Source organism: Calyptranema fuscum S582 (assembly GCF_055793305.1).
In genome coordinates this window covers 131,493-146,773 of sequence record NZ_JBSLYH010000011.1, presented here as the reverse complement: position 1 = coordinate 146,773, position 15,281 = coordinate 131,493, and the positions used below count along the sequence as shown (strand labels likewise).

Here is a 15,281-nt window from a genome sequence, read left to right as displayed (position 1 = left end):
CTTAAGCAGAATTAAGCCTTTACAGATTTAAAATTCACGCCATTCAGTCTGGTTGAGCTTGCTAGCATCTTGATCTTAAATAAGCGGTAAATGAATCTGCTTTGAGTACCAGAATGTCTTAGTCACAACTCAGTAAGTAAGAAGACTGAGGCAGAAAGTTGACCCTCCGGATCAACGATCCTATCCCTTAGGAATTGGCGATCGCTCTAGGTAAATCTCCCACTAGCAATAGTGCTGAAGCCGTTAAACAGGCGTCAGAATTGGGATTCGTCGAGGAGATTTCTCCCGTGAGACTGATCTCAAAGGATCGGAAAAACCAGTGTTTTATGTGCCCAAAACAGATTTTTTAGTACCCATAGATTTATTTTTGATTTTCAAGGAATAATGGATTCCAGGGTGTCAAAAAAGCTATCCCCCATTGTTTGGCATCGGCTATAAAATCCCCCTTATCATTACTGAGCGATATTTTTTTTCGATCCCAGCCACATTTCCACCAGCCAAAATCTGGGCTGACTTAGAACTTTTCGAAATTTCAAGCTTCTGATCTGAGAAATCTGGTTTCCAGATCAGTATTCTGGCGGATTCAGCTTTGAATAGAAAATGCGATCGGTTTAGGGAAAATGAGAAATAATGTTGCAATAAGACACAATCTCAAAAAAGCATGGATCTTCTTTGTGCCGTTATCCGTTAAAGGATGGATTGACAAATATCCCCCTATCGTCAACCCCTAAAAGTCTGACTGTAAAGACTGAGAAATACGGGTGTTACAGAGGCAAAAGGATATAATCGCAAGCGCCAAAAACCTGAATTGGCTAAAGATTTAGTGATATAGCGACCTAAATTAGATGTGAAAGCGCCCGCCCAGAGGGCGGGCGCTTTCACATCTAATCATTAGAGCTCTTGCAGATTAGTTTGGGCAGGCTCTATTTCCATAAATCAAATAGGATTGCTACAAAAGCAAGACGATAGAACTGAGAACGCATAAATTCTCTACATTAGAAAAGCGAGGCTACTGTTACAATTCTCAAAAGAGTGATCTAAATTTCTTTCAACAATGGCGACTTCTGAGCGCAAACCGATTCTCCTTGACTTTGAAAAACCTCTGGCTGATTTAGAGGGACGGATTAAACAAATTCGCGAACTGGCTGAAGAAAACGATGTTGACGTATCCGATCAGATTCATCAGCTCGAAGCCAGAGCTAAACAGTTGCGAGAAGAAATTTTTAGCAGCCTGACGCCAGCTCAACGGCTGCAAGTGGCTCGTCATCCCCGTCGTCCCAGCACATTCGATTACATTCAGGCAATCAGCGATGAATGGATCGAACTGCATGGCGATCGCCTGACTGGAACCGATGATCCGGCATTAATTGGTGGAGTGGCTCGGTTAGACGGGCGACCCGTCGTGATCTTGGGTCATCAAAAAGGACGTGATACCAAAGATAATGTTGTCCGCAATTTTGGTATGGCATCTCCGGGCGGATATCGTAAAGCCATGCGGTTGATGAACCACGCGAACCGCTTTGGCATGCCCATTTTGACCTTTATCGATACCCCAGGTGCCTGGGCAGGCTTAGAAGCAGAACGGTTAGGTCAAGGCGAAGCGATCGCCTATAATCTGCGCGAGATGTTCAGCTTAGATGTGCCCATTATCTGCACGGTCATTGGCGAAGGAGGCTCTGGAGGGGCGTTGGGAATTGGCGTTGGCGATCGCCTGTTGATGTTCGAACACTCTGTTTATACGGTGGCAAGCCCCGAAGCCTGTGCCGCAATTCTCTGGAAAGATGCGGGCAAATCGCCCCAAGCCGCCGAAGCCCTCAAAATTACGGCGACTGATCTTAAGAACTTAGGGATTCTCGACCAATTGTTGCCAGAGCCTTTGGGCGGTGCTCATTCTGACCCCATCAAAGCCGCTGAAACCTTAAAGCAAGCCTTTTTGGAAAATCTGGCAGAACTCGATCAGATGACTCATCAACAGCGCAAAGAACTGCGGTACCAAAAATTCCGTAAAATTGGTGTCTTCAACGAAGTTCCTGCCTAAATATTCGGTCGCAATACGGATAGCAATATCTAAAACGCTTACTCTGTGAGCATTTCACAGATTAGGATCACAGATTTATGGATCTGTCCGTCTTGTTGAGGAGCGACGGCGAAGCCGTCGCTCCTCAACAAGACAGCATGGCTAAATGAAAGGATGTAACCCCGTTTTTGAATAAGGCTGCGCCCGATTTACCTCCGGCTGTTGCTGTCCCTCTTGCCAGGGGAGACTACGGGGGGGCATAGGTTTGGCGCGTCTTCAGGCACAGGCATAGCAGTCGGTTGATGACTCCAGTCGATAGCCCCCGGCAATGAAGGCAGAAGGTTGTGGACAGCATCCAGGAGTCACCTCACTGCCAACATGGCAAGGGCAACGATCTATAGATAAAGCTAGATAATAAGGATTGGATGATTTTAGGGTTGTATCTCTGCCCCATCACACTTAAGACATATGCGTTGAAATCAACAATGCTATAATTCTAAAAGTTACACTTCTTTACACTCCGTTAATCTTTCTATCGCATCGACATTCTCTTGTTTTTGCGATCGCCCAGGCTAGCAATGGGCTTGTACGAAGACATAACGCGAGATATAACAAGATTTTTTATCCCGTTACAGATGATGAATGGATACCTCAAAAATTAAGGATAGAAAGAGATAGAGGAGGCAAATCATTCTTTTGAGGGAATCTCGTCCTGATTCCTGAGATGTTACAACATGCCTTCGTTCTCCTCTCAGGGATTGCGTTTCACTCATCGCTATCGGATTATAAGCCCCTGTGAATTTGCGTAATCCTTACCTTAAGGTTGATGACTAACGCCGCAATGGCGGGTAAAACTGGCAGGTCTACCAGACTGCGCCAATACAAAAACTTCGGCAAGATTTAGTGAGCATCACGTTGACTCACTTGCTCAGGTTGACTTGACTGGAAATTCGGAATCATACATGGCTTCTAATGTTGGATATCGGGCACTCATCACAGGGGCAAGTAGTGGAATTGGCACCGCCACCGCTTTCGCATTTGCTGAAGCAGGCATCCATGTGTCGCTGGTCAGTCGTTCTCAAGACAAGCTGGAAACAGTGGCAGATGCAGTCAGACAAAAGGGAGTGGAGGCAAAAGCATATGCATTAGATCTATTTCAGCTGAATCAGGTTGAGTCTCAAATCGCCCAGATTGCCGCTGATTTCGGTCCCATTGACATTCTTGTCAATAACGCTGGCATGGGTTATACAGGCAACTTGACAGCAACGCCTCTGAACGCCTGGCAACAGGTTATCGACCTGAATCTGACGAGTGTTTTTCAATGTATTCAGGGTGTTTTGCCCGGTATGCGCGATCGCCAGCAGGGAACAATAATTAACATTGCTTCCATCGCCGGGTATCACGCATTTCCAGGATGGGGCGCTTACAACGTCAGCAAGGCAGGGTTAATTACCCTTTCCAAAACCTTAGCTGCCGAAGAAAGTGCCAACGGAATTCGGGTCATGATTCTCAATCCAGGTGCCGTGAACACACCTATTTGGGACAGTGAAACCGTCCAAGCTGACTTCGACCGCACGCAAATGTTATCGCCTGAAGTGGTTGCTCAATCGATTCTGCATTTAGCATTACTGCCTCAGGGTGCCGTGATTCCAGAGTTAACCCTCTTATCCAGTGCCGGAACTTTATAGTGCCCGATAGTACCGGAACAGCATCAACGATTTATCCCTCACACAGTCCATCGTTCGGAGTTTCGTCGAAAATTATTATGACTATTGCTTCTTCCAATTCTTCCAACGGCTTCAACAAGACCAATCGAACAACGCCCGCTGGTGTTAACGTTCCTAATCCGGCAGCACTAACGGTGCGCCCTGACCGGAGTACCCTGACCACCAAAGAAGAAGCCGCACAACCCCCTGAAGTGTCCTCAGAAGAAATGATGGATGCAGTTCGCACCATGCTTTTAGGGGTTGGAGAAGATCCTGAACGGGAAGGTCTCTTAAAAACACCCAAGCGGGTTGCTGAAGCAATGCAGTTTCTCACCAGTGGCTATCAACAATCTCTAGAAGAACTTGTCAATGGCGCTATTTTTGACGAAGGCCACAATGAGATGGTGCTGGTGAGAGACATCAACGTGTTTAGCCTGTGCGAACACCATATGTTGCCGTTCATGGGTAAAGCCCATGTGGCGTATATTCCCAACCAAAAAGTAGTAGGGCTAAGCAAACTAGCGAGAATTGTAGAAATGTATTCTCGCCGCTTGCAAGTGCAAGAGCGGCTGACTCGCCAAATTGCGGAGGCAATTCAAGAGATCCTTGACCCCCAAGGTGTTGCCGTTGTCATGGAGGCTAGCCACATGTGTATGGTTATGCGGGGTGTGCAAAAGCCAGGCTCTTGGACGGTCACAAGCGCTATGGTGGGTGTGTTTCAAGAAGATTCTAAAACTCGTGAAGAATTCCTCAGCTTGATTCGCCACCAACCCGCCTTCTTCTAATCAACCTAGGAGTGCAATCACTAACTTTTTCAGGGGGTGGGGGCTGCGCCCCTACCCCCTGAAAAAGTTACCCTAAAGCCCATCCCAATTTAAATGAGCGATAGGATTAGATAAAGCGTGAGAGCCTCGCTTCGCGAGGCTCTCACGCTTTTAAACGTTAGACCTCTGTGAGTTGATGTTGGCTGGGGTTGCCCAGATTCAAGCGCTGAAATAATTGGGCGACTTTGTCGAGATCTTTGTCTCCGGGCGATCGCTCCAGTCCACTAGACAGGTCAATGCCATCAGGGTTCGCCTGACTTAATGCTGCCAAAATATTATCGGGCGTCAAGCCACCCGCCAAAAACCAGGGACAGGATGGGCTAAATTCCGTCAGCGATCGCCAATCTAACGTCTGCCCAGTCCCACCATATAGCCCCGGATGGTAAGCATCGAGGAGCAGGGTATCGACTTCATCGGCATAGTGATAGGTCGTTTGCAATGTTTCTAACGTGCGGACTCGAATCGCTTTAATCCGTTCCACGTGGGGCAACTCCTTGCCAACGGCGCGGCAAAACTCTAACGACTCATTGCCATGCAGTTGCACCGCACTGAGATTAGCGATCGCCACGACCTGACAAATTTCTGCCAAACTCGCATCGACAAAGACCCCCACCCGATCGACCGTGAGAGCCTGACTATCCAGTTCAGACAATCGATCGACAACCCTGCGGATCTGGTCGGCGCTCACATATCGAGGAGATTGAGGCGCACAGATAAAACCCAGAGCCGTTGCACCCAAATGGGCGATCGCCAATCCTTGTTCGGGTTGAGTAATGCCACAAATTTTGATTCTCAACGATCCCTCCTGCTACTGATGCTATTGATGCGTGGCTCTATTCCAAAGAATTCCATCTAAATTTTGCAGCCTACTCATGGCGTAGATGACCCACTAGGGCGTTTCTGATGTTGGAGATGAATTTGAAGGTGAAACCTTCGGTTTCACCTTCAAATTCATCTCCAACATCAAGCTTAAAAGAGCTACATAGTTTTTCGCAAATCTTATCAATAAGCGTTAACTCTTGAAACAAATCTAGATTATTGAACCTGAGGTTTTTATAATCCTACTGTTTCAGGACAGATAGAGATCCCCCCAGTAGTTCTTAAGACTCAGTTCAATATAGGAGAGAAAATTTTGATGCATTCTACTCTTTTATTCGGTGTTACCACAGCAGAATGGTCTCCCAGCGTGGCTTTGATTATGATCACCTGCAATTTATTTGCGATCGCTGTTGGCTACTATGCCATCAAAAATCGGGGTGTAGGTCCCGGTTTGCCCGTTGAGATGCCAGCGATGTTTACAGGCTTTGGTGTAGCCGAATTATTGGCAACTGCTAGCTTTGGTCATATTCTCGGTGCTGGTATGGTCTTAGGACTTTCCAATGCTGGCTTGTTGTAAAACCGACACAATATAGCAATCCTAAATCAGTTGTGAAAGCGCCCGCCCAAAGGGCGGGCGCTTTCACAACTGATCAGGTTCATGAATCAAATAGGATCGCTATATAAGCTCAAAAGAAGTCTGTTTGTAAGGTGAACACTCTGGTTTTGCGTCACAAACAGACTTTTTGGTAGTCCTAAAAATCATGACATGAATACCACTGGCGACTGTTTTAATGTGAAAGGGAAACAGTTGAGATCCCTGTGCCCAACCTATCATCAGAAATAGGGATAAACAGCAGCCCTACCCCTTTGGCTGGAGAAATCTAGCGCGATCGCCTATTGTTAGGCAACACAGGGTTGATTTCAGTAAGATCAGAATCGTAATCGATCAGGAATTTTCATGCGATCGGGTTGGCGCATTGGCTCATTATTTGGAATCCCGCTCTTGTTGGATTCGTCCTGGGTTTTTATTCTTTTCTTAGTCACCTACAATTACGGCACAATCTGGCAACAGGAAGACTGGGGCGATAACATCGCCTGGATTGCAGGCTTTTCCATGGCAGTTTTGTTGTTTCTCTCTGTGTTGTTGCATGAGTTAGGGCATAGCCTGATTGCGCGATCGCAAGGCATTAAGGTCAGCTCCATTACCCTCTTCATGTTTGGTGGCATCGCCTCGATTGATCAAGAATCAAAAACCCCGAATCAAGCGTTTCAAGTGGCGATCGCGGGACCAGCTGTTAGTTTTAGCCTGTTTATCATTTTGGAACTGATTTATCGATTTTTGCCCCTCCCTGCGCCAATGACGTCCATTACCCGAGATTTAGCAGAAATCAACGGTGTTCTGGCTGTATTTAATATGCTTCCAGGCTTGCCTCTGGATGGTGGACAGGTTCTAAAAGCTGCTATTTGGCAAGCAACGGGCAGTCGGCTCAAAGGGGTGCGTTGGGCTGCCAGAGTCGGGCATTATCTTGGATGGTTTGCCATCGTTTTTAGCATTCTTTCATTCCTCAACACCTTTAACCCCTTGGTTTTGTGGTTAGCCCTGGTGGGGTGGTTTGGGGTCAACAACGCCCTTGCCTATACTCGAATTACAGATCTGCAAGAAGTGTTGCTGAACTTAAAAGCTTTAGACGCCATGAGCCACGAGTTTCGAGTCGTCGATGCGACCCTCAGCTTGCGGCAGTTTATGGATAAATATTTGCTGCTAGAAGAGGCGCAAGTGCCTACCTTTTTTATCGCATCTGATGGCCGCTACCGGGGTATGGTTTCGCTGGAAGAATTACGTCAAGCTGAACGTAGCCAATGGGAAACGCTAACCCTGGAAACAGTCTCCCATCCCCTCACCGATATTGCTACCGTTACGGAAACTACACCCTTGGTGGAAGTGATCGAACAGTTAGAAATTCAAGACTTACGCCGAATTACGGTGCTATCACCAGCCGGAGCCGTCGCCGGGGTGATTGACCGGGGGGATATTGTGCGGGCAACGGTGGAAAAACTGAAAATTCCTGTTTCCGACAGCATTATTAAACAGATCAAGGAAGAAGGCAGCTATCCCCCAGGCTTACAGCTATGGGCGATCGCCAAAGCCGCCAAAGATTGAGCCTCACAGCTTCAACCACCTGCCCAATCGTTTGGAGAGAGTGACGGCGGAGCCGTCACTCTCTCCAAACGATTGGGGGTTAATTCAATCCACAAGCCTTAGATTCTGCCAGTCTCCACTTCCAGACGTTTGTCAGCCGTCAACATGGTTTCAAACTCTTCGGCTAAGACAGGTGGGCTAAATAAATACCCCTGAATGCTATAACAGCCACTTTGACGCAAAAACGTCACCTGTTCCTGAGTCTCAACACCCTCTGCAACCACCTTGAGTTGCAAACTATGTGCCATTGCAATAATCGCTTTCACAATGGCAGCATCGTTGGAGTCGGTCGTGACATCTTGCACAAACGCCTGATCAATTTTCAGGGTATCCAGCGGAAAGCGCTTGAGATAATTCAACGACGAGTAGCCTGTGCCAAAGTCATCAATCGATATATTGACGCCCATTGCCCGCAGTTCTTGTAAAATTTCGATGGTTTTGTCTACCTCTTCCATGATGCTCGTCTCAGTCATTTCCAAAACCAGCAGTTCTGGGCTGAGTTTCGTTTCATGTAACACCTGACGCACCACCGCAGCCAGGTTGTGTTGTTTAAACTGTCGCGCCGAAATATTTACAGACACACGCACGGGCATCCGACTGAGTTTTTGCCAGCTATGGGCTTGAGCACTGGCAGTATGCAAAACCCACTCGCCAATCGATTTGATCAACCCCGTTTCTTCGGCAATCGGAATAAATTTTTTCGGTTCAACCATGCCGAGTTCAGGATGAAGCCAGCGCAATAATGCTTCGACCCCAATAATCCGTCCCGTGATCAAATTGACCTGAGGTTGGTAATAGAGTTGCAGCTCTCCACGCTCCATGGCGTTGTTTAAGTGCCCTTCGAGCGATCGCCGTTCGATCAGCAGCGTGCTCATTTCGGCATCATAAAACTGATGCTTTCCCTGGTTTTGCCGTTTGGCACACCGCATCGCTATATCGGCTTGTTGCAACAGCTGCTCTAAATTACTGCCATGCTCTGGATATAGGGCAATCCCAATGCTGAATTGGATATTCACATATTGGTCATTGACCATAAACGGCTCTTGCAGCAAATGCAAAGCTTGAGAAACCGTATTGCTAATCTCTTTCTTGGTTTGGCATTGCGTCAAAATCACACTAAATTCATCGCCGCCCAGGCGAGCTACGGTATTACCTTCACCAAAAATTTGCAACAACCGTTGCGCAACCCCTTGCAGCAGCAAATCGCCAGACGAATAGCCCAGATTATCGTTGATAGCTTTGAAGCGATCTAAATTAATGCAGAGAAGGGCAACCAGACTTTGCGATCGCTTTGCCTGCCCTAAGGCTTCTAGCAAGCGCTGGTGCAACAAAATTCGATTGCATAACCCCGTCAACGGATCCCGGTACGCCAGCTGACTGATACTGTCAGCCGCCCGCTTCATTTCATTGATGTAGGGTTCGGTAATATTTTTTTGTTTGTCGAGTCGAGCGGCGATCGCTCCCAACAACTCTGCCCGTGTAAACGGTTTGGTCAGATAGTCATCCGCACCCAGTTCCATTCCCTGACGCAAGTCACGCCGCTCGGACTTGGCACTGAGGAAAATAAACGGAATATTGGCTGTATCTGGATTGCGATGCAATTCTTCTAACACTTCATAGCCATCGCATCCCGGCATCATAATGTCGCTGATGATCAGATCCAGATTTTGCGCTTGAGCATACTGAATTCCCTCAAAACCGTCTGAAGCCACGATTACGTCGAACCCTTCAGCTTTAAGCAACTTGTGAATTAGGGATTGAACCGTCGGGTCATCTTCGATGACAAGGATTTTAGGCATAGATCTTGCTGAAGAGGAATTAGGCAACAGGGCAGTCATTCAGTTACAACGCCAACCTTAGAGATGTAAACATAATGTAAACAGAAATTTGGTATGCACACGTCTGACCCTAACAAAGCAATCAATAGTCTGACCCCAGCACAGCAATCAATATACATAACTTCACTTCTGACTAGGGCACTCGATTAATAAAGTTTGGACGGGGTAAAGGGGGTGAAATCCCTGCTTGAGGGCTGTGCCCCCACCCCCACATGGCAAAATTTAACGGGTATACGACTAAGACGCAGTGGTAATAAAAACTACAGATGGAATACTAACACTCTTAATTATTATTCCCAGACTCGTTGAGTGAAAACCAGGAAGTGGAAATACTAATTTTTATTGATGTTTATGGATAGCGTTTTATCAGCGACCATGAACCATTCTTCGCCTTGTTTTTGTTTCTTGACTAAGAAACCTTCTAAACCACTTTACAAACCTAAGCCGACGATTCCTGATGAAATCTGTTAACGCTTGGCTAACTATTGGCAGGAATGACCAGTATTTTATCGACTCGATTGCCATCCATATCGACCACCTCAAATCGAAAGTCTTCCCAGATGAAATGATCTGCGGACACAGGAATACGACCCAGTTGAGTAATCACAAACCCGCCCAAGGTTTGATAATTTCCTCGCTGTTCGCCCGGCAATTCTTCAATATCAAAGAGTTCTTTGAATTTGTCGATCGTTAACATGCCATCCATTAACCATGACCCATCCTCTCGTTGCATCATGGATAATTCTTGCGGCTGATCGGCAAAAGGAATATCGCCAATAATTACTTCCATCACATCATTAAGGGTAACGATCCCTTGAGTAACGCCATATTCATCGACAACAAAAGCAGTATGCGTTCCTGATTTTTTGAATAGTTCCAGCACCCGCAGCGCATGAGTGCTTTCGGGAATAAAGAGTGGTTGCCGCAGCATATCGGTGAGCTCGATCGGTTCTCCCGACAGGCTACGCGCCAACACATCGGTGACACTGACAACACCCAGCACGTTATCCAGATTATCTTGACAGACCGGAAATCGGCTATGGCGGCTTTCAACCATTTTGAGGCGGTTGGCTTCGGCAGAGTCGTTTAGATCCAACCATGTGATCTCCAGACGGGGAGTCATCAGGGCACCCACATGTTGATCGCCCAGGCGAAAAACCCGCTCCACCATATCCTGTTCAGCGGCTTCAAACATCCCCGCTTCAGCTCCCTGACGAACTAAAACTTTAATCTCTTCTTCGGTAATCAGGGGTTCGTCTGACGTCAGTTTGGCTCCCAGCAACTTTAGGACCCCTTCGGTTGAAATGCTTAACAGATGCACGGCAGGATAGACGATCGCCGACATCATCCGCATGGGACTCGCCACCCAAATGGCAATTTTTTCTGGACTGTTTAATGCCAGACGCTTGGGCACCAGTTCGCCAATAATCAACGAAAAATAAGCAATCGATAAAACCACCAGACCAAAGGCGATCGCCTGACTATAGGGCGCTAAAAAAGAAATAAGTGCCAGATATTTAGCTAACGATGCGGCGATCGTCGCGCCACCAAAGGCACCTGCCAGAATGCCAATCAGCGTAATTCCAACTTGAACCGTCGATAAAAACCGATTTGGGGAATTTGCCAAATCTAAAGCAACCATCGCCTTGCGGTTTCCTCGTTCAGCCATTTCTTGGAGACGTATTTTACGAGCCGAAACGATCGCCATTTCGGACATGGCAAATAAGCCATTGGCAAGGATTAAGAGAACAACAATAAAAATTTCGAACGCCATGAAAGTCCTGCTTCAAGAGGCTGAGTGCAACGTTGGAATCTAAATCTAGAGCAAACTCTCTAGTCCATAGTCTATAGCGCTACGCAGAGGATGGATGGATATCTGGATTGCTATTTGCCCATCGCTATTAAACCCAATCTAATATCCACACGCCATAAGCCTAACTACCAGGGCTCGTAGATGTCCTAAACTCGAGGATTGATTTGGGGAAGCGCGGCGACGCCGCGCTTCCCCAAATCAATCCTCGCTCCAGAGGAGTTCGGCAACTCCGGCACCCTTACCAAACGTTTACCTGGGTCTACTATTCTTAAAACCAGGGCTACAACCATCGCGACCCCACAGTATTACAGACATGCCTTCTAGAATGGTAAAGATAAGTTAAACCCAGTTCAATAAAAATAGCGTATGAACGGGTTCACGCTTTTTGTTTTTCTCTCCTCTTCGTGTGTCCAGGACGTATGGCTTTTTCCTCAATCACCCGTGCACTAGGGCGATCGCCCTTGACGACTGAACTCCTGACCAAGCTGCATCAACACCGCAGTCTTACCCTCAATGGCGTTTCCCGCATTCCCAAGGGGTTAGTCTCTTCAACCCTGGCACAGGTGCAGCAGCATCCGTTGCTGGTGGTCACTGCCACGTTGGAAGAAGCGGGACGGTGGAGCGCCCAACTGGAAGCTATGGGGTGGCAAACCGTCTATTTCTACCCCACCTCCGAGGCGTCGCCCTACGAGCCGTTTGATTCGGAGTCAGAAATGACCTGGGGTCAATTGCAAGTGTTAGCCGATTTAATCAAGCAGGATGCCGCAGAGTCAGACATGAAAGGGGCGGAGGAACCAATTCATTCGGCAACTCAAAATTTAAACCTCAAACCCCAAAAATCATTTGCGATCGTGACAACGGAGCGATCGCTCCAACCTCATTTACCGCCCATTGAGATGTTTCGAGACTATTGTCTCAGCTTGAATCAGGGGATGGAGTTGGATCTGGAAACCCTGAGTCATCAGTTAGCCAATTTGGGCTATGAACGGGTGCCTCTGGTCGAAATGGAAGGGCAGTGGAGTCGGCGCGGCGACATTATCGATGTGTTTCCGGTTGCCTCTGAGTTGCCTGTCCGCTTGGAATTGTTTGGCGATGAGTTGGATAAGATCCGCGAGTTTGACCCTGCAACCCAGCGATCGCTAGATCGAATCGACCGTCTGGTGCTGACGACCACCAATTACGCCCCGATGATTGCCGCCGCATTGGGATTTGGGGGGAAAGATGCAATCAATTCCGGGAAAGACGCGATCAATTCCAGGAAAGACGCGATCAATCACGTTTCTACGGTGTCGTCATTATTGTCGTCGTTTCTAACGCCGGAAGAACTGGAACACCTGCAACAGGGGCAGGCAATGGAGGGAATGCGACGGTTTTTGGGAGTGGCGTTTGCGCATCCGGCATCGTTGTTGGATTACTTGCCTGCCGATACCTTAGTGGCAATCGATGAACCCGAGCAATGCCGTGCCCATAGCGATCGCTGGGTGGAACATGCCGAAGAACATTGGCTGGAAGTTGGGGTTAAATCTCAGGATCAGCGGTTGCCGAAGATGCATCGCAACTTTGCAGCGTCCCTACAAGACTGCGAACGATTTGAGCGGCTGTATTTATCGGAATTGGCAGAAGAAGGTAAGGGATTAAATCTTGCCAGTCGTCCGTTTCCCTCGACGCCGCACCAGTTTGGCAAGTTAGCAGATACAATTCGCCAAGAGCGCGATCGCAATTTTTCGGTCTGGTTGGTGTCGGCGCAACCGTCTCGCTCCGTCTCGTTATTGCAAGAGCATGACTGTGCCGCGCAGTTTGTCCCCAATCCCAAAGACTATCCCGCCATCGATAAGCTGCAAAGTCAGCGGATTCCGGTGGCAGTCAAATATTCGGGGTTGGCAGAGGTAGAAGGGTTTATTCTGCCAACGTTTCGCTTAGTGGTCGTAACGGATCGAGAATTCTTTGGGCAGCATTCTCTGGCAACGCCGAGCTATATTCGCAAGCGCCGCAGAGCCGCATCAAAACAGGTTGATCCCAACAAGCTGCAACCGGGTGATTACGTCGTCCATCGCAATCATGGGGTCGGGCGTTTCCTCAAACTAGAGAGCCTGACGATTAACAACGAGACGCGAGAATATTTGGTGGTGCAGTATGCCGATGGTTTGCTGCGAGTTGCAGCAGATCAGTTGGGCACACTGTCACGGTTTCGGGGAATGGGCGATCGTACTCCCGAACTCAACAAAATGACAGGTAAAGCCTGGGAGAAAACCAAAAGCAAAGTCCGCAAAGCCATCAAAAAAGTGGCTGTGGATTTGCTGCAACTCTACGCCCAGCGCGCCCAACAACAAGGCTTTTGCTATCCGTTTGATATGCCCTGGCAGCAGGAATTGGAAGACTCGTTCCCCTATCAAGCCACAATCGACCAGCTCAAAGCGGTTCAGGATGTTAAACGCGACATGGAAAATGTCCGTCCTATGGATCGGTTGGTTTGTGGGGATGTCGGCTTTGGCAAAACCGAGGTGGCAATCCGTGCCATTTTTAAAGCCATCACTGCCGGGAAACAGGTGGCGCTGTTGGCTCCAACCACCATCCTGACGCAGCAGCATTACCACACGCTGAAGGAACGCTTTGCACCCTATCCCATCCAGGTCGGCTTGCTCAATCGATTTCGAACCGCCGAAGAACGGCGAGACATTCAGCAACGACTGACCACCGGAGAACTGGATGTGGTCGTCGGCACCCATCAACTACTTGGTAAAGGCATTCAGTTTAAAGACCTGGGCTTGCTGGTGGTGGATGAAGAACAACGGTTTGGGGTCAGTCAAAAAGAGAAAATCAAATCCCTCAAAACGCAGGTGGATGTGCTCACCCTGTCTGCAACTCCGATTCCTCGAACGTTATATATGGCACTGTCGGGGATTCGGGAAATGAGTCTTATTACCACGCCGCCGCCTTCGCGTCGTCCGATCAAGACCCACCTGGCACCCTACGATCCAGAAATGGTGCGAACGGCGATTCGGCAGGAATTGGATCGGGGCGGACAGGTGTTTTATGTGGTGCCACGGGTGGAAGGCATTGAAGAAACCACGGGACGATTGCGCGAGATGATTCCGGGGGCACGATTTGCGATCGCCCATGGTCAGATGCAGGAAGGCGAATTGGAATCGACCATGCTCACCTTCAACAATGGCGAAGCTGAAATTCTTGTCTGTACGACGATTATCGAATCGGGGTTAGATATTCCTCGCGTCAATACCATCTTGATCGAAGATGCGCAAAAGTTTGGTCTATCCCAGCTGTACCAGCTACGGGGACGGGTCGGACGGGCAGGCATTCAAGCCCATGCCTGGTTGTTTTATCCCAAACAAAGTCAGCTCACCGACACAGCACGGCAACGCCTGCGAGCGATTCAGGAATTTACCCAACTCGGTTCGGGCTATCAACTTGCTATGCGCGATATGGAAATTCGGGGGGTAGGAAATCTACTGGGAGCCGAGCAGTCGGGACAGATGGATGCGATCGGCTTTGATCTGTACATGGAAATGCTGGAAGACGCGATTAAGGAAATTCGTGGTCAAGAAATTCCCAAAGTGGACGATACGCAAATCGATCTCAATCTCACCGCTTTCATTCCTGCCGACTACATCCCCGACCTCGATCAAAAGATGAGTGCTTACCGAGCCGTTGCATCGGCGCAATCCATCCAGGAACTCAACCAGATTGCGGGAGATTGGAGCGATCGCTATGGTTCGATTCCAGTGGCAGCTCGGCAACTCTTGCGAATTATGGAACTCAAACAAATCGCCAAAACCCTGGGCTTTTCGCGCATCAAGCCCGAAGGCAAACAGCATGTTTTGCTGGAAACGCCGATGGAAGAACCTGCCTGGAACTTGCTCAAAGAGAATCTACCCAACCACTTGCATTCTCGCTTTGTCTATACCCCCGGAAAAGTCACCGTGCGGGGGCTGGGCGTGTTGAGCACCGACCAACAACTCGATAACCTGATTACCTGGCTGAGCCGGATGCAGGGCGCATTGCCCGAACCCGTCCTCGCCTGATGGTATGGATGAATTGGGGGTCGC

General features: G+C 48.4%; 9 protein-coding genes. 6 read left to right on the top strand and 3 right to left on the bottom strand.

Going from position 1 to position 15,281, the window contains the following annotated elements:
- Window positions 1-1,054 precede the first annotated feature (1,054 nt).
- The 3 genes from ACR6Z4_RS10260 to folE all read left to right on the top strand — a co-directional run bounded on the left by ACR6Z4_RS10260 (window position 1,055) and on the right by folE (window position 4,508).
- Entirely contained in the window at window positions 1,055-2,038 is a 984-nt protein-coding gene (locus tag ACR6Z4_RS10260) for an acetyl-CoA carboxylase carboxyltransferase subunit alpha (RefSeq protein ID WP_479717163.1), read from the top strand.
- Between the two features lie 941 nt (window positions 2,039-2,979).
- Window positions 2,980-3,705, top strand: a complete 726-nt coding sequence (locus tag ACR6Z4_RS10255; RefSeq protein WP_479717162.1) for an SDR family oxidoreductase — start codon at window positions 2,980-2,982, stop codon at window positions 3,703-3,705.
- Window positions 3,706-3,782: 77 nt separating this feature from the next.
- Window positions 3,783-4,508: a GTP cyclohydrolase I FolE gene (folE, locus tag ACR6Z4_RS10250; protein WP_479717161.1), complete on the top strand. Its 726-nt coding sequence runs from the start codon at window positions 3,783-3,785 to the stop codon at window positions 4,506-4,508.
- Between the two features lie 157 nt (window positions 4,509-4,665).
- Here the strand turns inward: folE and ACR6Z4_RS10245 are convergent, their stop codons facing one another.
- Window positions 4,666-5,343, bottom strand: coding sequence for a phosphoribosylanthranilate isomerase (locus ACR6Z4_RS10245; RefSeq protein ID WP_479717160.1), 678 nt, complete (start codon window positions 5,341-5,343; stop codon window positions 4,666-4,668).
- A gap of 339 nt (window positions 5,344-5,682) precedes the next feature.
- Here ACR6Z4_RS10245 and psaK point away from each other — a divergent pair, with 339 nt between their 5' ends.
- Window positions 5,683-5,943 (top strand): photosystem I reaction center subunit PsaK, encoded by a 261-nt coding sequence (gene psaK, locus ACR6Z4_RS10240; RefSeq protein WP_479717187.1) that lies wholly within the window; start codon window positions 5,683-5,685, stop codon window positions 5,941-5,943.
- Between the two features lie 381 nt (window positions 5,944-6,324).
- Window positions 6,325-7,527 carry a site-2 protease family protein gene (locus tag ACR6Z4_RS10235; protein ID WP_479717159.1) on the top strand — a complete coding sequence of 401 codons (1,203 nt, stop codon included), beginning with the start codon at window positions 6,325-6,327 and terminating at the stop codon, window positions 7,525-7,527.
- A gap of 98 nt (window positions 7,528-7,625) precedes the next feature.
- Here the strand turns inward: ACR6Z4_RS10235 and ACR6Z4_RS10230 are convergent, their stop codons facing one another.
- Both ACR6Z4_RS10230 and ACR6Z4_RS10225 read right to left on the bottom strand, forming a co-directional pair.
- Window positions 7,626-9,365: a putative bifunctional diguanylate cyclase/phosphodiesterase gene (locus tag ACR6Z4_RS10230; protein WP_479717158.1), complete on the bottom strand. Its 1,740-nt coding sequence runs from the start codon at window positions 9,363-9,365 to the stop codon at window positions 7,626-7,628.
- A 517-nt stretch (window positions 9,366-9,882) separates the two neighbouring features.
- Window positions 9,883-11,178: a hemolysin family protein gene (locus ACR6Z4_RS10225; protein WP_479717157.1), complete on the bottom strand. Its 1,296-nt coding sequence runs from the start codon at window positions 11,176-11,178 to the stop codon at window positions 9,883-9,885.
- 458 nt (window positions 11,179-11,636) lie between these two features.
- On the opposite strand from ACR6Z4_RS10225, the gene mfd reads away from it, so the two are divergent.
- Window positions 11,637-15,257: a transcription-repair coupling factor gene (gene mfd / locus ACR6Z4_RS10220; protein ID WP_479717156.1), complete on the top strand. Its 3,621-nt coding sequence runs from the start codon at window positions 11,637-11,639 to the stop codon at window positions 15,255-15,257.
- The last annotated feature ends 24 nt before the right edge of the window (window positions 15,258-15,281 follow it).